This window comes from Streptomyces sp. NPDC058691 (assembly GCF_042714775.1).
Taxonomy (GTDB): domain Bacteria; phylum Actinomycetota; class Actinomycetes; order Streptomycetales; family Streptomycetaceae; genus Actinacidiphila.
In genome coordinates, this window is sequence record NZ_JBHXSO010000054.1 from 1 (window position 1) to 17,522 (window position 17,522).

A 17,522-nucleotide genomic window follows, 5' to 3' on the forward strand; every position below is an offset into this window, starting at 1 on the left:
AAGGGCGAGGTCATCAAGACCGTGCCGGAGTCGAAGATCGTGGAGACCCTCATCGAGGAGGCCATGAAGCTCGCCGAGCAGATGGAGGCCGACGGGGTCCCGTCAGGGGAGCCGCAGATCAGTGTGAGTTGAGCGAACCATCCCCGGAGGGGAGCGAGGTGGGAAAGTGTCGCTGCTCGAAAACATCCGTGGTCCGCGCGATCTGAAGGTCCTCCCGCAGGAGCGGCTGGACGAACTCGCCGTGGAGATCCGTGACTTCCTGGTGCAGGCGGTCGCCAGAACCGGTGGCCACCTGGGGCCCAATCTCGGCGTGGTCGAGCTGACGATCGCGCTGCACCGGGTCTTCGACTCGCCGGCCGACCGCATCCTGTGGGACACGGGTCATCAGTCGTATGTGCACAAAATCCTGACGGGACGTCAGGATTTCTCCAAGCTGCGCGGCAAGGGGGGACTGTCCGGTTATCCGTCGCGCGCCGAGTCCGAGCACGACGTCATCGAGAACAGCCACGCCTCCACCGTGCTGGGCTGGGCGGACGGGCTCGCCAAGGCCAACCAGGTGCTCGGCCGGCAGGACCACGTGGTGGCCGTCATCGGTGACGGCGCGCTGACCGGCGGCATGGCCTGGGAGGCGCTGAACAACATCGCCGCCGCCAAGGACCGTCCGCTCATCGTCGTCGTCAACGACAACGAGCGCTCCTACGCGCCGACCATCGGCGGCCTCGCCAACCACCTGGCCACGCTGCGCACCACCGACGGCTACGAGCGCTTCCTCGCCTGGGGCAAGCAGGTGCTCAACCAGACCCCGGTCGTCGGCAAGCCGCTGTACGAGTCCCTGCACGGCGCGAAGAAGGGCTTCAAGGACGCCTTCGCGCCCCAGGGCATGTTCGAGGACCTGGGGCTGAAGTACGTCGGCCCCATCGACGGACACGACGTCGCGGCGGTGGAGTCCGCGCTGCGCCGGGCACGCCGCTTCAGCGGGCCGGTCCTCGTGCACTGCCTCACCGAGAAGGGCCGCGGGTACGCCTTCGCCGAGCGCGACGAGGCCGACCGCTTCCATGCGGTGGGCGCCATGGACCCGTTGACCTGCGAGCCGCTGGCCCCGTCGAGCGGGCCGAAGTGGACCTCGGTCTTCGGTGACGAGATGCTGAAGATCGGTGCCGAGCGGCAGGACGTCGTGGCGATCACCGCGGCGATGCTGCAGCCGGTGGGCCTGGACAAGTTCGCCAAGGCCTTCCCGCGCCGCGTGTACGACGTGGGGATCGCCGAGCAGCACGCCGCCGTGTCGGCGGCGGGTCTGGCCACCGGTGGGCTGCACCCGGTCGTCGCGGTCTACGCGACGTTCCTCAACCGGGCCTTCGACCAGGTGCTGATGGACGTGGCGCTGCACAAGTGCGGGGTCACCTTCGTCCTGGACCGGGCCGGGGTGACGGGCGACGACGGGGCCTCGCACAACGGCATGTGGGACATGTCGATCCTCCAGGTCGTGCCCGGCCTGCGGATCGCCGCCCCGCGCGACGCCGACCAGTTGCGCGCCCAGTTGCGCGAGGCGGTCGACGTGGACGACGCGCCGACCGTCGTCCGCTTCCCGAAGGAGACGGTCGGCGAGGCACTTCCGGCCATCGACCGGGTCGGCGGCATGGACGTGCTGCACCGCGGCGAGCGGCCCGACGTCCTCATGGTCTCCGTCGGCGCGCTGGGGCACGTCTGCCTTGCCGCCGCCGCTCTGCTGCGCGAGCGCGGCGTCGGCGTCACCGTCGTCGACCCCCGCTGGGTCAAGCCGTTGGACGCGGCCCTGCCGGGGCTGGCGGCCGAGCACCGCATGGTGGCCGTCGTCGAGGACAACGGCCGTGCGGGCGGCGTCGGTTCGGCCGTGGCCCAGGCCCTGCGGGACGCCGACACGGATGTCCCGGTACGTGACTTCGGCATCCCGCAGCAGTTCCTCGCCCACGCCAAGCGCGGCGAGCTGCTGGCCGACATCGGGCTCACCCCGGCCGAGATCGCGGGCCGGATCGGCGCGACCCTCGCCCGTATCGGGGCGCACACGGAGCAACGGACCGAGGAGTACACGAGCGATGACACCGCCCGATCCTGAGCCGAAGGGCTTCGACCTGGCGACGCTGCTGGCCGAGCGGGGTGCGGAGCGCTACGACCTGCACGCCCGGTACCTCAACCACCAACTGCCGCGGATGCTGCACACCATCGGCTTCGACAAGGTCTACGAGCGGGCGGAGGGCGCGTACTTCTGGGACGACGAGGGCCAGGACTACCTGGACATGCTCGCCGGGTTCGGGGTGATGGGCGTCGGCCGCCACCACCCCGTGGTCCGCAAGGCGCTGCACGACGTCCTGGACGCCGGTCTCGCCGACCTCACGCGCTTCGACTGCCAGCCGCTGCCCGGACTGCTCGCCGAGAAGCTGCTGTCGTACACCCCGCACCTGGACCGGGTGTTCTTCGGCAACAGCGGCACCGAAGCGGTGGAGACCGCCCTGAAGTTCGCCCGCTTCGCCACCGGCCGGCCGCGGGTGCTCTACTGCGATCACGCCTTCCACGGGCTGACGACGGGTTCGCTGTCCGTCAACGGCGAGGGCGGCTTCCGCGACGGTTTCGCGCCACTGCTGCCGGACACGGCGGTCCCGCTGGGCGACCTCGCGGCCCTGGAGCGGGAACTGGCCCGCGGTGACGTCGCGGGGCTGATCGTCGAGCCCATCCAGGGCAAGGGCGTCCACGCGGCGCCCCCGGGCTACCTGCGGGCCGCCCAGGACCTGCTGCACCGCCACAAGGCCCTGCTGATCGCGGACGAGGTGCAGACCGGCCTCGGCCGCACCGGCGACTTCTTCGCCTACCAGCACGACGAGGGCGTGGAGCCGGACCTGGTGTGCGTGAGCAAGGCGCTCTCCGGCGGCTACGTGCCGGTCGGCGCCACGCTCGGCAAGGACTGGATCTTCAAGAAGGTCTACTCCTCCATGGACCGGGTGCTGGTGCACTCCGCGAGCTTCGGCGCCAACGCGCAGGCGATGGCGGCGGGCCTGGCGACGCTGTCCGTGATGGAGGACGAGCGGATCGTGGCCAACGCGCGGGCCAGCGGCGACCTGCTGCGCACGCGGCTGGCCGCCCTGGTGGACCGCTACGAGCTGCTGCACGAGGTCCGCGGTCGCGGACTGATGATCGGCATCGAGTTCGGGCGCCCGAAGTCGCTCGGCCTGCGCAGCCGCTGGACGATGCTCCAGGCGGCCCGCAAGGGGTTGTTCGCGCAGATGGTCGTGGTGCCGCTGCTGCAGCGGCACCGCATCCTCACCCAGGTCTCGGGGGACCACCTGGAGGTGATCAAGCTGATCCCGCCGCTGGTCATCGGGGAGCCGGAAGTGGACCGCTTCGTGACCGCCTTCACCGCCGTGATGGACGACGCACACGGCGGCGGTGGCCTGATGTGGGAGTTCGGCAGGACACTGGTGAAGCAGGCGGTCGCCAACCGCTGACCGCCCGCCCGGCTTCTTTTGCCCCGGAGGCAAGTTTTTTGCCTCCGGGGCGAAGTGTGTCTATACCTGGAGCATGACCTCGACACCGGGGCAGGACGAGCCCCTGCCGGATGTCGCCCCCCAGCTGCGGGATCTGCGCCGCCGCGGCGGCCTGACACTGGAGGCGGCCGCCGCCCGTGCGGGGCTGTCGCCCGCCCACCTGTCACGGCTGGAGACCGGGCAGCGGCAGCCGTCGCTCCCCATGCTCCTCGCCCTCGCCCGGACCTACGGCACCACGGTGTCCGAGCTGCTCGGCGAGACCGCCCCGGAGCGCGACCCCGTCGTGCGCGCCGGGACCGTGGAGCCCGCGGACGCCGGCGGCTGGACGTACTGGCAGGCCGGCAACCCGGGACGGGCCATGCAGGCCCTGCGCCTGCACGTCCCGCCGGGACCCCAGGACGGGCTGGTGCGGGTGCACCCCGGCGAGGAGTGGCTGTACGTGCTGAAGGGAGAGCTGCGGCTCACCCTCGGCGAGGCCGTGGAGAGGCTCGCACCCGGTGACAGCGCCCACTTCGACTCGACGACCCCGCACCGCATCGCGGCCGCCTCACCCGGCGGCGTCGACCTGCTGTTCGTCCACACGCTGCTGCGCAGCCCCGTCGCGGAGCTGTGCCTGGGCAATGGCCGGGCACCGCGACCCCATGGCGCCTGACGACCCTATGAGAGGACTCCCTGTGTCCGCCAAGATCTCCGGCTCCGACAAGGCCCCGATGGGCTTCAAGGTGCGTGCCTTCATCTACCTGGTGGGAGTGCACTTCATCGCCGCGTTCTTCTTCCTGATCTTCCACCTGGCCGGGGCCAAGTAGGCCCCGGCCGGCCGGCTCACGCGGGGCCGGCGTCCTCCAGCAGCAGCGCGCGCAGCCGCTCGCGGCGCTCCGGAGTGAGGCCGAGGCCGTCCTCCAGGTACCGGTCGACCGATCCCCAGTGCTCCTCGATGGTGTCGAAGGCGGCCTCCAGGTACTCCTGGCGGGCGTCGAAGAGCGGGCTCAGCAGTTCCATGACCTCGGGGGTGCCTGCGGGCTCGGCGTGCTCGCCGCGCTGGACGCGGTAGCGGCGGTGCGCCTCGTTGCTCTTGAGGTAGTCCGCCACGATGGCGTCCCGCTCGACGCCCAGGGCCAGCAGGATCACGGCGATCGAGGTGCCCGCGCGGTCCTTGCCCGCCGCGCAGTGCAGCAGCGCCGGCACGGACTCGTCCCCGGCCAGCAGCTCCAGCATGCGGCCGTGCTCGGCGGTGCGGTCCAGCACGATCCGGTGGTACGCCTCCACCATGCGCTCGGCGGCCCGGCCGTCGCCGAGAGTGCCGCGCAGCGCTTCGAGATCGCCCTCGCGGACGGTGGTCCAGAACTCGGCGCCGTGGGCGGGGTCGCTCAGCGGCATGTTCACGTTGCGCACGCCCGGCAGGTCGACGTCCGGGCCCTCCAGCTTGATGTCGGAGGAATTGCGGAAGTCGAAGATCGTGTGCAGTCCGAGGGAGGCGAGGAAGGCGGCGTCCTGCTCGGTGGTGTGCGCCAGGTGCCCGCTGCGGAAGAGGCGTCCGTGCCGCACCCGGCGGCCGTCGGTCGTCGGGAGCCCGCCGACGTCACGGAAGTTGCGCACCCCGGTCAGCTCGGGCTCCGACGAGGCGGTCTGCGGCGTCTGCTGGGTCACCGGCGCTCCTTTGCTCACAGGCCGGGCGGTGCTCGTCACCGGCGACCGGACCACTGCTGACCCTACGACACAGGCGATCCCCTGCCGTACCGCGCGGTATGTGATGTCCGGGGCATCGCCACGGGCCGCGTGGGCGGGGCCTGCGCGGGCTGACGGACGGCGTGCGAGCCGTCCGGCACGACGCCCTGGGGCCCCGCCGTATTCCGCCTGCGGCGGAATTGACCGGGTGGGATGAATCACCCCGCGTCAGGCCCTGGTTACGGTGGCGTAGGCCATTTGAAGAGGTGAATCATGTGCCGACGTGGCAGACGATTCGACAAGAAACAACAGTGGCGCGATCGGGTCGTACACAGCCGTCGGGGACAGCTTCACGGAAGGTGTGGGCGACCCCGGACCGGACGGAAACTTCATCGGCTGGGCCGACCGGCTCGCCGTCCTCCTCTCCGATCGCCGCCCCGAGCACGACTTCCGGTACGCGAACCTGGCGGTGCGCGGCCGGCTCCTCGACCAGATCGTCGACGAGCAGGTGCCCCGGGCCATCGAACTCCATCCGGACCTGGTGACCTTCTGCGCAGGCGGCAACGACATCCTCCGCCCGGGCACCGACCCCGATGACGTCGCCGAGCGCTACGAGGCAGCGGTCTCCCGCCTCACGGCCTCCGTCGGCACCGTCGTGCTCTGCACCGGCTTCGACACCCGCGGCATCCCCGTCCTGCGCCATCTGCGGGGCAAGATCGCCACGTACACGGCGCATGTGCGGGCCATCGCCGACCGCCACGACTGCCCCGTGCTGGACCTGTGGTCGCTGCGCTCGGTGCAGGACCGCCGGGCCTGGGACGCCGACCGGCTGCACCTGTCGCCGGAGGGCCACACCCGTGTCGCGCTGCGCGCCGGGCAGGTGCTGGGACTCGACGTGCCGGCCGACCCGGACCAGCCCTGGCCGCCGGAGCCCTTCCGCGCACCCGCGGACATCCGCCGGGACAACATCCAGTGGGCGCGCGAGTACCTCGTGCCGTGGATCGGGCGGCGGCTGCGCGGCGAGTCCTCGGGCGACCACGTGGAGCCCAAGCGCCCCGACCTGCTGCCGCTGTAGCCTCCGCCGCCGCGGCCTGGCGGACCCGCCAGGCGGGTGGGCTCACACGGCGTTCGCCCCGGCGACGAGTTCGGCCCATACGACACGGCCCCGGCCGTCGTCCGAGGGCCGGACTCCCCACACCTGCGACAGCGCGCCCACCAGCAGCAGTCCGCGGCCGCCCTCCTCGTCCACGCCCGCCGCACGCGGCCGGGGCGCGGTCGGCGCGCGCCCCTGGTCGGTGACTTCGAGACGCAACCGCTCGCCGTCGAACCACAGCGCACAGGTGATGTGCTCGCTGCCGGTGTGCCGGACGGCGTTGGTGAAGAGCTCGGAGACGATCATCTCGGCGTCGTCGCGCAGACCTTCGTCCGCCTCCCACTCCCGCAGCCGCGCCCGCACGCGATGGCGTGCCGCGGCGACCGAGGACCCGTGGGCGGGCAAACGGAACAGGTCGTGACAGCGACGGGCGTCGAGGTCGCCACGGCGCTCTAACCGCAGAGCGTCTGGTGAGGAGGCCACGTCGCTACTATGCGGTTTCGTTCGAACTGTTGGCAAGGTGCGATCTGTAATTTGCAGAACGGCCCTCGCGCACTGTTCGTTTCCGATGACGGCATGACACACTGCTCGCGTCTGAGGGGAGTTGGGGAAGTGGTCGTGATGGACGCACGGGCGGCCGGTGCTCCCACCGTCCTGCGGGTGGTGCTCGGGAAGCGGTTGCAGGACCTCCGCGAGAAGGCCGGGCTCACCTTCGAGGACGCCGGCCGGGCGCTGGACGTCACCCATGCCACCATCCGGCGCATGGAGAAGGCCGAGGTCGGCCTGAAGATCCCCTACGTCGAGAAACTGCTGCACACCTACGGGGTCACCGACCCGGCGGAGATCGAGGCCTTCGTCTCCCTCGCCCGCGAGGCCAACCGCCCCGGCTGGTGGCACCGCTACCGCGACGTGCTGCCCGACTGGTTCAGCGCCTTCGTCAGCATCGAGGGCGAGGCCAGCGTCATCCGCGCCTACGAGCCGCACTACATACCCGGGCTGCTGCAGACCGAGGACTACGCGCGCGAGGTGCTGCGGGCGGGCCGCCCGCGCGCCTCGGCGGAGGAGGTCGAGCGAGTGGTCGCGGTGCGCCTGCAGCGGCAGACGCTGCTCGCCCGCGTCGACGCGCCGCTGGTGTGGATCGTCATCGACGAGACGGTGCTGCGAAGACCCATCGGCGGCCCGGAACTGATGCGGGCCCAGATCACGCGGCTCATCGAGAGCTGCTCACTGCCCAACGTGCGGCTGCAGATCATGCGGTTCTCCGACGGCCCCCACCCCGCCATGTACGGGCCGTTCCACATCTTCCGGTTCCAGACCGACGAACTGCCTGACGTCGTCTACTCCGAGAACCTGGTCGGCTCCGTCTACTTCGACGACCGCGACGACGTCTCGGCCTTCCTGGAGGCCCTCGACCGGATGTGCGCGCAGGCGGTGCCCGCCCAGAGGACCGAGGAGGTCCTGCGTGCCATCCTCGAGGAGACCTGACGTGCGGCGGAACCACGACCGCCGGCCCGGGAGCCGGCGTCCGGAAACCACCTGCCCCACGGGCACCGGCCGGGGGATGATGTCATGCACACGGAGCGCCGGGGTGAGCCGGGCGGTCCCGCACCCGCACCATCCGGCTCGGCCGCACGAGTCGCGACGCACCCCACTGCACCCCACCGCACCGATCTGGACCCACCAGGACCAGAGGATTCCGAACGGAGTACGGCGTTGACCGACAAGGGCTTCTCCGCGGACGAGATCGACACCAGCAGGCCGCACCCTGCCCGGATGTACGACTACTACCTCGGCGGCAAGGACAACTACGAGGCCGACCGCGAAGCCGCCGAGATGGTCATCCGCATGACCCCGGACGCGCGCCCCAGCGCCCGCGCCAACCGGGACTTCATGCGGCGCGCCGTGCGCCACGCCGCCGGGCAGGGCATCCGGCAGTTCATCGACATCGGCACCGGCATCCCCACCTCACCCAACACCCACGAGGTCGCCCGCGAGGTCGTCCCCGACGCGCGCGTCGCGTACGTCGACAACGACCCGATCGTGGCCGCCCACGCCGGCGCCCGGCTCACCAACACCGGGAACGCGGGCTTCTTCCTCGGCGACGTGCGCGACCCCGACTCGATCCTCGAGCACACGACGCTGCGCGAACTCATCGACTTCGACGAGCCGGTGGCGCTGATGCTCGTCGCCCTCCTGCACTTCGTGCGGGACGAGGAGGACCCCGCGGGCATCGTGCGCACCCTGGGCAAGAACCTCCCGAGCGGCAGCCGGCTGATCCTGTCCCACGGGACCACCGACTTCCACCAGGACGTGGACGCCGACGCCCGCGAGGCGTACAAGAACGCCACCTCCACGCTCACGTTGCGCGGCAAGGCGCAGATCGAGCCCTTCTTCGAGGGGTTCCCGCTGGTCGAGCCGGGCCTCGTGCAGGTACCGAGCTGGCGGCCGGACGCCCCGCTCCCCGAGGCCGGGGAGCACACCCGGATCGCCTTCTGGGGCGGCGTCGGCCACAAGCCCTGACCGCCCGCGCCCCGCGGGCCCGCGTTCAGGCGCCGGACAGGCGCAGAGCCGGCGCCGGGCCCGCGTACGGGGGCGTGGCGGGTATCCGCTCCAGGACTCCGCCGGCGAACACGTCGTACAGCGGCAGCGTCTCCAGGTGGACGTAGCCGATGTGGCAGTCGCACACCGCCAGCGGGCAGGCGCGCGGCCGCAGTGCGGCCCGGTAGGAGCCGTCGTAGAGGTTGCCGAGCTCGGCCTTGACGAAATGGCAGCGGCGGACGGTGCCCTCGCCGTCCACGGAGATCACCGACTCGCCCGTGCGGCAGGGCAGGCCCGCGCTGCGGTGCGGGTGGCGGCTGTAGGGGAAGAGCGGGTCGAGGGCGGCCCACTCGTCCGCCTCGGCGTCGGTGTAGGTGTGGCCCTCGGCGGCGTTGACCCAGAGGTAGACATGGCCCGGGAGGTCCGCGCGCAGTCGGCGGGCGGCCTCCAGGTGCTCCGGCAGGCCGACCACGCCCACACTGAAACGGGCGCCCCGGTCCGCCAGTTCGCGGGTTTTGCCGAGGAAGCGGTCATAGGGCGTCTGCCCGGGGTGGAAGGTGCACCACAGGGCGAGCGTGGACAGGTCGGCGGTGTCCAGCCAGTCGGTGCGGCAGCTCAGGTTGGTCTGGATCGCCACCCGGGCGATGTGCGGCAGCCGGCTCAGCTCCGCCAGGGTGCGCCGGTACCAGGAGCGCACCAGGCCTTCGCCCCATGGCGTGAACAGCAACGACAGCCGGTCGTCTCGCTGCGCGGCCGCCCAGCCCGCGAAGCGTTCCAGCGCGGCCCGGTCGGCGGCCAGCTCGGCGCGGCTGTCCCGGCGCTTGGCGAAGGGGCAGTACGGGCAGTCGTAGTCGCACGAGGCGAGCGGGCCCCGGTACAGAACCGTCAGATCCATGGCGGGCGGCCTCACTTCAGCTCGTAGGCGGCCATGCGGGCACGCACGGCCGCGGAGAACAGCGCCGGGCCGACCGCGTCGGAGTGCGCCAGGCCTTCCGGGGACAGGCGCAGCAGCCCGGGTCCGGCGGCGGGGGCCAGCCAGCCGCGGCCGGCGAAGCCCTCCAGTTCGGCGGCGAAGTCCTCGCCCGGCACGGTGCCGAAGCGGGCGCGGTAGTCCGCCACGCGCAGGCCCTCGGCCTGCAGCAGCGACTGCAGGAGGTGGCGGCGCCGGCTCTCCTCGGCGTCCATCGCCCAGCCGAAGTCGGCGTCCTCGAAGGACTTCTCGGGGCGGGCGGTGTAGTCGTCGACGATCCTGCGTATCTCCTGCATGCCGACGGCGTAGTCGAAGGAGTAGTGCAGCGCCGAGGTGTACGAACGGGCGCCGCAGCCCAGGCCCACCATGCCGTCGGTCTGGCAGGCGTAGTCGCCGCCGCCGTCCGCGGGCGCGCCGGAGCGGCGGAACATGCGCATCGACACCTGCTCGTAGCCGTGCGCGAGGAGGTGGTCGCGGCCGTGGCGGTACAGGCGCAGGCGCGTCTCGTCCCACGCGGGGTCGCCGGGCGCCGTGTCCGCCTGCCGCCCGAGACCGGTCAGTGGGCGCACGTAGAGCGGGTAGAGGTACAGCTCCTCGGGCCGCCAGGCGAGCGCCGCGTCGAGCGATCGCTGCCAGGAGGCCTCGGTCTGGCCGTCGATGCCGTAGATCAGGTCGATGTTGAGGACCGGGATGCCGGCGTCCCGGACGCGGCCCAGGGCCGCCTCGACGTCGGCGCGGCGCTGCGGGCGTACGGCGGCGCGCGCCTCGGCGTCGTCGAAGCTCTGCACGCCCAGGCTCAGCCGCGTCGTGCCGCGGGCGGCCAGCACGGAGAGGCGGTCGGCGGTCGCCGTGGCGGGCGAGGCCTCGACGGACAGCGGCACCGCCGTCAGGTCGGCGCCGAGGCCGTGCTCCGCCAGGTCGCACAGCCGCTCCAGTTCGGCGGCCTCCAGGAACGTCGGAGTGCCGCCGCCGAAGGCCGCGTTGGCGAACCGCGCCTGCCCGCCGAGCGCCTCGCGGACGGCCCGTGCCTGGCGCTCCATGGCGTCCAGGTAGGCCGTGGTCAGTCCGTCGGGGGCGCCGATCCGGGTGAAGAGGTTGCAGAAGCCGCAGCGCACTTCGCAGAAGGGGACGTGGAAGTAGAGCGAGAGCGCGTCCTTGGGCTCGTCCGCCCACAGGTCGCGCAGCCGGGCGGCCCCGCGGGGCAGCGGGCGATAGGCCGTCTTGTGCGGGTACGCGTAGACGTAGTGCTGGTACGGGCTCTCCGGCGTCCGCGCCGCGGGTGCCTGGGAGATGGTCACGTCGGTGCGGGTCATCGGGCCTCGTCGAGGAAGAAGTGGGCATAGGGCACGGTCCAGACGACCTCGTGGCCGATGCGGTGGCCGGTGTGCCCGTCCTCCCCGTACGCGGTGCCGTGGTCGGAGCAGACGACCGCGAAACAGCGGCGGCGGCTCGCGGCGGCGGTGAACAGCCGGCCGATGTGCCGGTCCACGTACTCCAGTGCCGCCGCGTGCGAGGCGCGGGTGTCGCCTGACGCCCGGGTGGCGCCTGGCAGATGGAACCAGTTGGGCTGGTGCAGCGCGGAGACGTTCACGAAGAGGAAGAGCCGCTGCTCGCGCGGGAGTCCGGCCACCACCTTCTCGGCGCAGGCCACCTGCGCTTCGAAGGAGGTGTGGGAGGGCACCCCGAACTCGGGCTCCCAGTGGCTCTCCTGGAACATTCCGGGCAGCACGGAGCCGAGCGGAGCCTGCTTGTTGAAGAAGCCGACGCCGCCGACGCACACCGTGCGGTATCCGGCCGCGGCCAGCCCCGACACCAGGTCGGGCGTGTCGTACACGAAGGTGCCGTCCGCGGTGCTCTCGCTGCCGGCGAACCGGGCGGCGAAGAGCCGGGGGTGCGGGCCGGGCACGGTGGGCGTGGGCAGGAAGCCCGCGAACATCGCCTGGTGGGAGGCGTAGGTGAAGCTGCCGGGCGCGTGCCGGCGCTCCCACTCGCCATCAGGCAGATGGCGGGCCAGGTTCGGGATGCGTCCGGCCGCCGCCGACTCCTGCGCCACGTCGTAGCGGAGGGTGTCGAGGGTGACCATGAGGATGTCGTGGCTGCCCACGACCTCGCTCATGTCAGGTGCTGGTGGTGTTCTTGATGTTGGCTGTGTCGGCGGCGTTGGTGGTGTTGTCACTTTCCTGCTCCTTGCGTCGCGCGCGCCGGCGCGGCCGGTACGGCGGCGACCTGCGCGGCGTAGGTGTCCAGGCCCTCGGCCCCGCTGCCGGGCAGGCCGGTCAGCCGCGGCAGCAGGTCCCCGAAGGCGTTGACCTCGCCGACGGCGAAGCGGCGCCAGCCCGTGGCGGGCAGGACGTCGACGCCGACGCAGAGCGTGCCGGGGAAACAGGCCGCCGCGCGCTCCGCGAGGCGCAGCGCGTCGTCCAGGGTGCCGCCGGCGGCCCTGATGGCCGCGCGGGCCGCGCAGAGGTCGCCTCGGGCGCCGCCGAGGTGGAGGTTGGTCATCGGGTACCGGCTCGTGCGGACCACGGCGTGCGTGGCGTGGCCCGCGACGACCACCACGCGCAGATCGGCCGCGCGGCCGCCGAGGGAGGCCTTGGGCAGCCACCGCTCGACGTGGAGGCCGTCCGGGGCCAGGGCGTCGACCAGGGCGGCGACCTGGGGCTCGGTCGTGTAGTGCCGCACCCGCAGGGAGTTGAACAACCGCCCGTCGTCCGTGGTCTCCACCGAGGTGGTGGCCCGGACCCGGCCGGGGCCCGCGACGGCGAGCGCCACGACTCCGGAGGCCGACGACCCGTGCGCGGCCTTGACGAAGGCCCGGGCGACACCGGCGTCCCGCAGTCCGTCCCGCAGGTCCTCCCAGCCGGCGACCGGGCGGGGCAGGGCGGGCGGCACCGGGACCCCGGCGGCGCCGAGCCGGGCGTGGCAGCGCCGCTTGTCGAACATCACGGCGACGTCCTCCGGGTCCGCGGACGGCACCGCGCCGGCCCGGCGCGCCGCGTCCGCGACCTCTCGTACTGCCGTGGTGAAGCGGCGGTACCACAGCGCCGAGCCCTCGACCCGGGCCGGATCGCCGTCGCCCCGCAGCAGACGGTCCACGTCGGCGTCCTCGCCGGGGGAGTCGATCCGCACGAACTCGCCGGACTCGAAGGCGTAACCACCGCGCAGCACCTCATACCAGGGCAGCACACGCGGCGCCGGATGCCCGGCGGCGCGCACCGCGTCGGCGAAGAGCGTCGTGCGGCGGTTCCCGGGATTGCCGACGACGGCGAAGCGGACCGCGTCCCCGGCCGGTCCGCCCGGCGGGGGGTCACTCGGAGACGGCGACATAGCGCCACTCCTCGTCCTGCCAGCGGTCCGGAGTCTGGGGCTCGGAGAGGTCGACCTCGGTCCCGGTGGCGCCGATGGCGCCGCGCACGCGCTCGGCGACGGCCTCGCTCAGGAAGTGGTGGTGCAGGTCGAGCCGCTTGAGGTGGGTGAGGGGCTGGCCGTTCAGCAGCGCCTCGGCGCCGGAGTCGGTGAGCGTGCCCATGGACAGGCTCAGCGACTCCAGTTGCGCCACCACCGGGGCGGAGGCGACGGCGGCGGCGATCTCGTCCTGCAACTCGCTGTCCTGCAGGCCGAGATGGCGCAGCGCGGGATACCGCCCGCCCGCGAGCAGCGGCGCCAGGTCGGCGACGGTCGCGTCGCCGCCGTACTGGGACACCCCGAGCCACATTTCCAGCCGCTCCAGGGCGGGCAGTTCGCAGGCGCCGACGGCCCGCACGACCTGCCCCGGCAGGCCGCCGGACTCGAAGCGCAGGACACGGAGCGCCTCGTGCCGCACCGGGCGCAGCGTCAGGGTCTCCTCGCCCAGGCCCTGGGAGTCGCCGCCGCGCACGCCGAACTCCTCCAGCAGCGGGAAGCGTTCCAGGACGGGCGTGACGTCGGTCATCTGCAGCCAGGAGATCTCGCACTCCTCGCCGGTCACGTCGGCGAGGAAGAGGGCGCGCAGGGCGGGGAAGCGTGCCGCGTCCGCCAGGAGCAGTTCCAGTGCCGGGCGCAACTCGGTGTACTCGTCGTCCCACCACGGGCCGATGACGAGGGCACGCACCCGCTCGGTGTCGACGGCCCCGGTGAAGTCTTGCCACAGCTCGGCGAAGGGCGTCTGGTCGGCCGCGTAGCAGTCCAGCCGCCAGGCCACGTCGCCGGCCGCGGGCAGACCGGCGGCGTCGGTCCCGGGCAGGGTGTGCACGGGCAGCCCGTGCAGGGTTTCCAGGTGTTCGGCGAAGGTCATCGGTGCCTCACTCCGCGACGGCGGTGTAGCGGAAGACGGTGCCGTCCTCGTCCTCGTCCTCGTCACCGGGCTCGGACAGGTCGACCTCGACGCCGGAGGGCTCCAGTGCCGCGCGCACCCGCTTGGCGACCGGGTCGCTCACGAAGTTGTGGTGCAGGTCCAGCCAGCTCAGGTGGGTGAGCGGCTGGCCGGCCAGCAGGGCGCCGACGCCCTCGTCGGTGAGCACGCCCAGCGACAGGTCCAGCGACTTCAGCTGTGCCACGACCGGGGCGGAGGCGACGGCGGCGGCGATCTCGTCCTGTATCTCGCTGTTGCGCAGCCCGAGGTGGCGCAGCGCCGGCAGGCGGCCGCCGGCGAGGAGCGGGGCGAGGTCGGCGACCGTGGTGTCGCCGCCGTACTCGTCGACGCCGAGCCAGAGCTCCAGGTACTCCAGTGCGGGCAGTTCGCTGGCCGCCACGCCGCGGACGACCTCGCCGGGCAGGCCGCCGGCCTCGAAGCAGAGCGTGCGCAGGTGCTTGTGCCGGACCGCCGGGAAGCGCAGCCCGGAGCCGCCGCGGACGCCGAACTCCTCCAGCAGCGGGTAGGCGTCGAGGACCGGGGTGACGTCGGACTGCTCGATCCAGGAGATCTCGGCCTCCTCCATCTCCAGGTCGCCGATGAACAGCGCCTGAAGCCCGGTCAGCCGGTCCCGGGCGTCGACGATCCGCTGCACGACGACGCCGGAGTCGTTGTCGTAGGGCTCGCCCCACGGCCCGATCACGACGGCCCGCACCGACGCGGTGTCCACCGTGTCCAGGAAGCGGTCCCACAACGCCTCGAACGGCTCCGAGGCGTTGTCGCCGTAGGGATCGACGGCCAGCCGCCAGGCCACGGCCCCGGCCTCCGGCAGCTCCCGCCGCGCGTCGGGCCCGGGGAATTCGAAGGCCGGCAGGCCGTGCAGTTCCTGCAGGTGTTCGACGTGGGACATGTCGCTGGTCTCCTGACGTGGACGGGCCGGGTGCTCTGCTCGCGAAGAGTTCTACCAAGCCCCGCCGACAGCGGTGCGCGCGGGCTGTGGACGGTGCCGCTCCGGCGGGGCGTTGTCGGACCCCCGGCGTAGCGTCCTGGACATCGGGTCGGCGAGGCGCGCCGACGGCGAAGGGAGACACGCATGTACCGGCAGGGGGACGTCCTGATCGTGCCCGTCGCGGAGGCCGCCGTGCCACCGGGCACGGACCGGCTGCCGCGGCAGCCGCGGGACGGGCGGGGCAGGCTCGTGCTGGCGCTCGGCGAGGTGACCGGCCATGCCCACGCGGTCGTCGGGCCGGGCACGCTGGTCCGCGAGCCGGGGCCGTTCGGCGTGGCCTACCTCCATCTCCCCGACGGGGGGCGGGTGGTGCACGAGGAACACGCCGCGATACCGCTGCCTAAGGGCTGGTACCGGGTGGTGCGGCAGCGTGAGTACGTGCCCGGCGCGGTGCGCGTCGTGGCGGACTGAGAAGGACCGGGGGAGCGGGAGCGATGACGGTGACGGTGATGGTGACGACGGATACGGCGACCCCGATGGAGACGACCGCGGTGTGGCGCGAGGTCGCCGCGGCGACGGGGCCGGCCGACCGCGTGGCGGCCGAGGACGGGGTGCGGCTGGCCTACCGGCTGGCGGGGCTGCCCGTGCCGGAGCGCATCGTGTGGGCGGGTTCGCCCCGCGAGGGCGCTGTCCTGGCCGCGCGCCTCATACGGGAGGGCGCGGCGGGCCCGAGTGTCCGCGAGCGGGTGCGCACCCTGCCGTGGGCGGCGGCCCGGGAGCGGGTCTCCGAACGGATGGGGCCGGCCGGGTGGGCGGCGCACTGGGCCCTGACGGGCGCCCAGTTGTGGGACGGCACGGTGCTCCTCGCCGAGCGGATACGGACCGGCGTGGCCGAGACGGCCGCCGACGTGCCCGGCGGCGAGCAGGCGGTCCGCCCGGCCCTGCTCGACGCGGTGCTCGGCCAGCACGACGCGGCCTGGCTGGCGGCGTTCGACGGCCAGGAGGGTACGGAGGACCTGGCGGGCATGGCCGCGGTGGCCCGTTCCGCCGGGTGGTGGTGGCCCTACGAGCGGGTCGCGATCGTCGCCGAACGCCCCCTGGAACTGCACCGGGACGAGGCCGGCCGCCTCGACCGGGGCGACGGACCCGCGCTCGCCTTCCCGGACGGCTTCGCCCTGCACGCGTGGCGCGGCATGCCGGTGCCCGCCGCGTTCCTCGACGGGCTGTCGGAGCTGACCCCCGGGCGGATACGCGAGGAGGAGAACGCGGAGCTGCGCCGGGTGATGCTGGAGTACTACGGCTACGACCGCTACTTGGAGGAGTCCGGGGCGCAGCCGGTGCAGCGCGACGCGGCCGGCGTGCTGTGGCGGATCGAGTTGGAGGGCGACGAGCCGCTCGTAATGGTGGAGGTCGTCAACTCCACGCCGGAGCCGGACGGCACCCATCGCACGTACTGGCTGCGGGTGCCGCCGCGGACCCGGACCGCGCGGGCGGGCGTCGCCTGGACCTTCGGCCTGGACGAAGCGGACTACGTGCCGGAACGGGAGACCTGAGCGTCCAGCGTCTCCGCGTCGACGAGGGCGAGATTGCCCTCCGCCACGCAGGTGTGCGCGCCGGCGACCGCGCCGAGCCGGGCGGACTCGGCGAAGTCCAGACCGCGCGCCCGTCCGTACAGGAAGCCGCAGACGAAGGCGTCGCCGGCGCCATTGGAGTCCTTCACGGGACCGGGCGGGGTCACCGCGGGGATGTGCCGCGGGGTCCGTCCGCCGTCGCGCACGAGAAGGTAGGCGCCCCCGGCGCCGGCGGTGGCGACGACCGCCGTCGCGCGGCCGTCGCGCAGAATGCCGCGCATGACGTCCGCGATGCGCTCGCCCGCGCCCGCGGCGCTGAGGAACACCAGGTCGGATCGGCGGGCGAACTCCCGCTGGTGCTTGGCGAGTCCGTCCCAGTCGTGCAGGTCGGTGGAGACGGGCAGGCCCAGCGCCTCGATGTCGTCGTACAGGAAGCGGGTGAAATGGGAGATCGACAGATGCACGTGCCGGGCGCGTCGCAGGTGAGGGAGGTAGAAGTCGCGGGGCATCCGCAGATCCGCCGGGTCGCGCCCGTCGTAGAAGGACATGCGGCGGCCGGTGGTGTCCACCAGGTTCACGGCCCGGCGGGTGCCCGCCGGTGAGATCAGCGGCTCGAAGTCCACGTCGCCCTTGGTGAGGCGCTCGCGGACCAGGCCGCCGAGCCAGTCGTCGCCGACGAAGTCGAGGAATTTCACCGACATGCCGAGCGCGCGGCAGCCGAGTGCCACATTGCCGCCGGTCTGCCCCGGCCACTCCAGGATCGGCGGCACGCCGAGGGAGTCCGCCTGCGGCACGGGCAGGCTGTCGACCCGCACCATCGTGTCGACTCCCGAACCGCCCACGACGAGCATGTCGTACGGCGACTCATCCGCGGTCATGTGCACCTCCAGT

The 17,522-nt window shown here is 72.8% G+C and carries 18 protein-coding genes and 1 pseudogene; 10 read left to right on the plus strand and 9 right to left on the minus strand.

Translation table 11 applies throughout. The features are described from left to right. The 5 genes and pseudogenes from ACFWVC_RS30250 to ACFWVC_RS30270 all read left to right on the plus strand — a co-directional run. Positions 1–132: pseudogene (locus tag ACFWVC_RS30250) on the plus strand (4-hydroxy-3-methylbut-2-en-1-yl diphosphate synthase); the annotation flags it as partial. 34 nt (positions 133–166) lie between these two features. Further along, positions 167–2,092, plus strand: a complete 1,926-nt coding sequence (dxs, locus tag ACFWVC_RS30255; protein WP_384294285.1) for a 1-deoxy-D-xylulose-5-phosphate synthase — start codon at positions 167–169, stop codon at positions 2,090–2,092. Continuing rightward, positions 2,073–3,476, plus strand: coding sequence for an aspartate aminotransferase family protein (locus tag ACFWVC_RS30260; protein WP_384294289.1), 1,404 nt, complete (start codon positions 2,073–2,075; stop codon positions 3,474–3,476). The genes dxs and ACFWVC_RS30260 overlap by 20 nt, the downstream gene beginning before the upstream one ends. Positions 3,477–3,549: 73 nt before the next feature. Beyond that, a complete protein-coding gene (locus ACFWVC_RS30265) occupies positions 3,550–4,167 on the plus strand; it encodes a helix-turn-helix domain-containing protein (protein WP_384294293.1) in 618 nt (205 codons plus the stop codon). Between the two features lie 22 nt (positions 4,168–4,189). Further along, entirely contained in the window at positions 4,190–4,321 is a 132-nt protein-coding gene (locus ACFWVC_RS30270; RefSeq protein ID WP_384294298.1) for a DUF6126 family protein, read from the plus strand. 16 nt (positions 4,322–4,337) lie between these two features. Here ACFWVC_RS30270 and ACFWVC_RS30275 read toward each other — a convergent pair whose 3' ends face one another. Beyond that, positions 4,338–5,162: a tyrosine-protein phosphatase gene (locus ACFWVC_RS30275; RefSeq protein WP_384294301.1), complete on the minus strand. Its 825-nt coding sequence runs from the start codon at positions 5,160–5,162 to the stop codon at positions 4,338–4,340. Positions 5,163–5,463: 301 nt separating this feature from the next. Between ACFWVC_RS30275 and ACFWVC_RS30280 the strand changes: the two genes are divergently transcribed. Further along, on the plus strand, positions 5,464–6,255 hold the full coding sequence (locus ACFWVC_RS30280) for an SGNH/GDSL hydrolase family protein (RefSeq protein ID WP_384294304.1): 792 nt from the start codon (positions 5,464–5,466) through the stop codon (positions 6,253–6,255). A 42-nt stretch (positions 6,256–6,297) separates the two neighbouring features. Here the strand turns inward: ACFWVC_RS30280 and ACFWVC_RS30285 are convergent, their stop codons facing one another. Next, positions 6,298–6,678, minus strand: a complete 381-nt coding sequence (locus ACFWVC_RS30285; RefSeq protein WP_384294307.1) for an ATP-binding protein — start codon at positions 6,676–6,678, stop codon at positions 6,298–6,300. Between the two features lie 213 nt (positions 6,679–6,891). Here ACFWVC_RS30285 and ACFWVC_RS30290 point away from each other — a divergent pair, with 213 nt between their 5' ends. Next, positions 6,892–7,758, plus strand: a complete 867-nt coding sequence (locus ACFWVC_RS30290; protein WP_384294313.1) for a helix-turn-helix domain-containing protein — start codon at positions 6,892–6,894, stop codon at positions 7,756–7,758. 228 nt (positions 7,759–7,986) lie between these two features. After that, positions 7,987–8,793 (plus strand): SAM-dependent methyltransferase, encoded by an 807-nt coding sequence (locus ACFWVC_RS30295; RefSeq protein ID WP_384294318.1) that lies wholly within the window; start codon positions 7,987–7,989, stop codon positions 8,791–8,793. Between the two features lie 25 nt (positions 8,794–8,818). Here ACFWVC_RS30295 and ACFWVC_RS30300 read toward each other — a convergent pair whose 3' ends face one another. Genes ACFWVC_RS30300 through ACFWVC_RS30325 form a run of 6 tightly spaced genes read right to left on the minus strand, consistent with a single transcriptional unit; the run spans position 8,819 to position 15,021 of the window. Continuing rightward, positions 8,819–9,706, minus strand: coding sequence for an STM4011 family radical SAM protein (locus ACFWVC_RS30300; RefSeq protein ID WP_384294321.1), 888 nt, complete (start codon positions 9,704–9,706; stop codon positions 8,819–8,821). Between the two features lie 11 nt (positions 9,707–9,717). After that, positions 9,718–11,094, minus strand: coding sequence for an STM4012 family radical SAM protein (locus tag ACFWVC_RS30305; RefSeq protein ID WP_384294326.1), 1,377 nt, complete (start codon positions 11,092–11,094; stop codon positions 9,718–9,720). Further along, positions 11,091–11,897, minus strand: a complete 807-nt coding sequence (locus tag ACFWVC_RS30310) for an STM4013/SEN3800 family hydrolase (RefSeq protein ID WP_384294330.1) — start codon at positions 11,895–11,897, stop codon at positions 11,091–11,093. Before ACFWVC_RS30310 ends, ACFWVC_RS30305 begins: the two co-directional genes overlap by 4 nt. Positions 11,898–11,953: 56 nt before the next feature. Further along, positions 11,954–13,108, minus strand: coding sequence for an STM4014 family protein (locus ACFWVC_RS30315; RefSeq protein WP_384294335.1), 1,155 nt, complete (start codon positions 13,106–13,108; stop codon positions 11,954–11,956). Continuing rightward, a complete protein-coding gene (locus ACFWVC_RS30320; RefSeq protein WP_384294341.1) occupies positions 13,089–14,054 on the minus strand; it encodes an STM4015 family protein in 966 nt (321 codons plus the stop codon). The genes ACFWVC_RS30315 and ACFWVC_RS30320 overlap by 20 nt, the downstream gene beginning before the upstream one ends. A gap of 7 nt (positions 14,055–14,061) precedes the next feature. Then, the gene (locus ACFWVC_RS30325) at positions 14,062–15,021 is read right to left on the minus strand and encodes an STM4015 family protein (protein WP_384294344.1); all 960 of its coding nucleotides are present in this window, start codon (positions 15,019–15,021) and stop codon (positions 14,062–14,064) included. A gap of 183 nt (positions 15,022–15,204) precedes the next feature. Here ACFWVC_RS30325 and ACFWVC_RS30330 point away from each other — a divergent pair, with 183 nt between their 5' ends. Both ACFWVC_RS30330 and ACFWVC_RS30335 read left to right on the plus strand, forming a co-directional pair. Next, complete coding sequence (locus ACFWVC_RS30330; protein WP_384294349.1) at positions 15,205–15,531, plus strand: hypothetical protein; 327 nt, start codon at positions 15,205–15,207, stop codon at positions 15,529–15,531. A 65-nt stretch (positions 15,532–15,596) separates the two neighbouring features. Further along, positions 15,597–16,613, plus strand: a complete 1,017-nt coding sequence (locus ACFWVC_RS30335; RefSeq protein ID WP_384294484.1) for a DUF6745 domain-containing protein — start codon at positions 15,597–15,599, stop codon at positions 16,611–16,613. Here ACFWVC_RS30335 and ACFWVC_RS30340 read toward each other — a convergent pair. Further along, a complete protein-coding gene (locus tag ACFWVC_RS30340; RefSeq protein WP_384294354.1) occupies positions 16,589–17,509 on the minus strand; it encodes a carbohydrate kinase family protein in 921 nt (306 codons plus the stop codon). The two genes, ACFWVC_RS30335 and ACFWVC_RS30340, sit on opposite strands and share 25 nt — an antisense overlap. Positions 17,510–17,522 lie beyond the last annotated feature (13 nt).

What these genes read in the sequence shown, in the direction of transcription:
- ACFWVC_RS30265 (WP_384294293.1), top strand. Translation starts at nt 3,550, where the DNA reads ATGACCTCGACACCGGGGCAGGACGAGCCCCTGCCGGATGTCGCCCCC.
- ACFWVC_RS30325 (WP_384294344.1), bottom strand. Translation starts at nt 15,021, where the DNA reads ATGTCCCACGTCGAACACCTGCAGGAACTGCACGGCCTGCCGGCCTTC.
- ACFWVC_RS30320 (WP_384294341.1), bottom strand. Translation starts at nt 14,054, where the DNA reads ATGACCTTCGCCGAACACCTGGAAACCCTGCACGGGCTGCCCGTGCAC.
- ACFWVC_RS30330 (WP_384294349.1), top strand. Translation starts at nt 15,205, where the DNA reads ATGTACCGGCAGGGGGACGTCCTGATCGTGCCCGTCGCGGAGGCCGCC.
- ACFWVC_RS30305 (WP_384294326.1), bottom strand. Translation starts at nt 11,094, where the DNA reads ATGACCCGCACCGACGTGACCATCTCCCAGGCACCCGCGGCGCGGACG.
- ACFWVC_RS30310 (WP_384294330.1), bottom strand. Translation starts at nt 11,897, where the DNA reads ATGAGCGAGGTCGTGGGCAGCCACGACATCCTCATGGTCACCCTCGAC.
- ACFWVC_RS30300 (WP_384294321.1), bottom strand. Translation starts at nt 9,706, where the DNA reads ATGGATCTGACGGTTCTGTACCGGGGCCCGCTCGCCTCGTGCGACTAC.
- ACFWVC_RS30335 (WP_384294484.1), top strand. Translation starts at nt 15,597, where the DNA reads ATGGAGACGACCGCGGTGTGGCGCGAGGTCGCCGCGGCGACGGGGCCG.
- ACFWVC_RS30260 (WP_384294289.1), top strand. Translation starts at nt 2,073, where the DNA reads ATGACACCGCCCGATCCTGAGCCGAAGGGCTTCGACCTGGCGACGCTG.
- ACFWVC_RS30315 (WP_384294335.1), bottom strand. Translation starts at nt 13,108, where the DNA reads ATGTCGCCGTCTCCGAGTGACCCCCCGCCGGGCGGACCGGCCGGGGAC.
- ACFWVC_RS30340 (WP_384294354.1), bottom strand. Translation starts at nt 17,509, where the DNA reads ATGACCGCGGATGAGTCGCCGTACGACATGCTCGTCGTGGGCGGTTCG.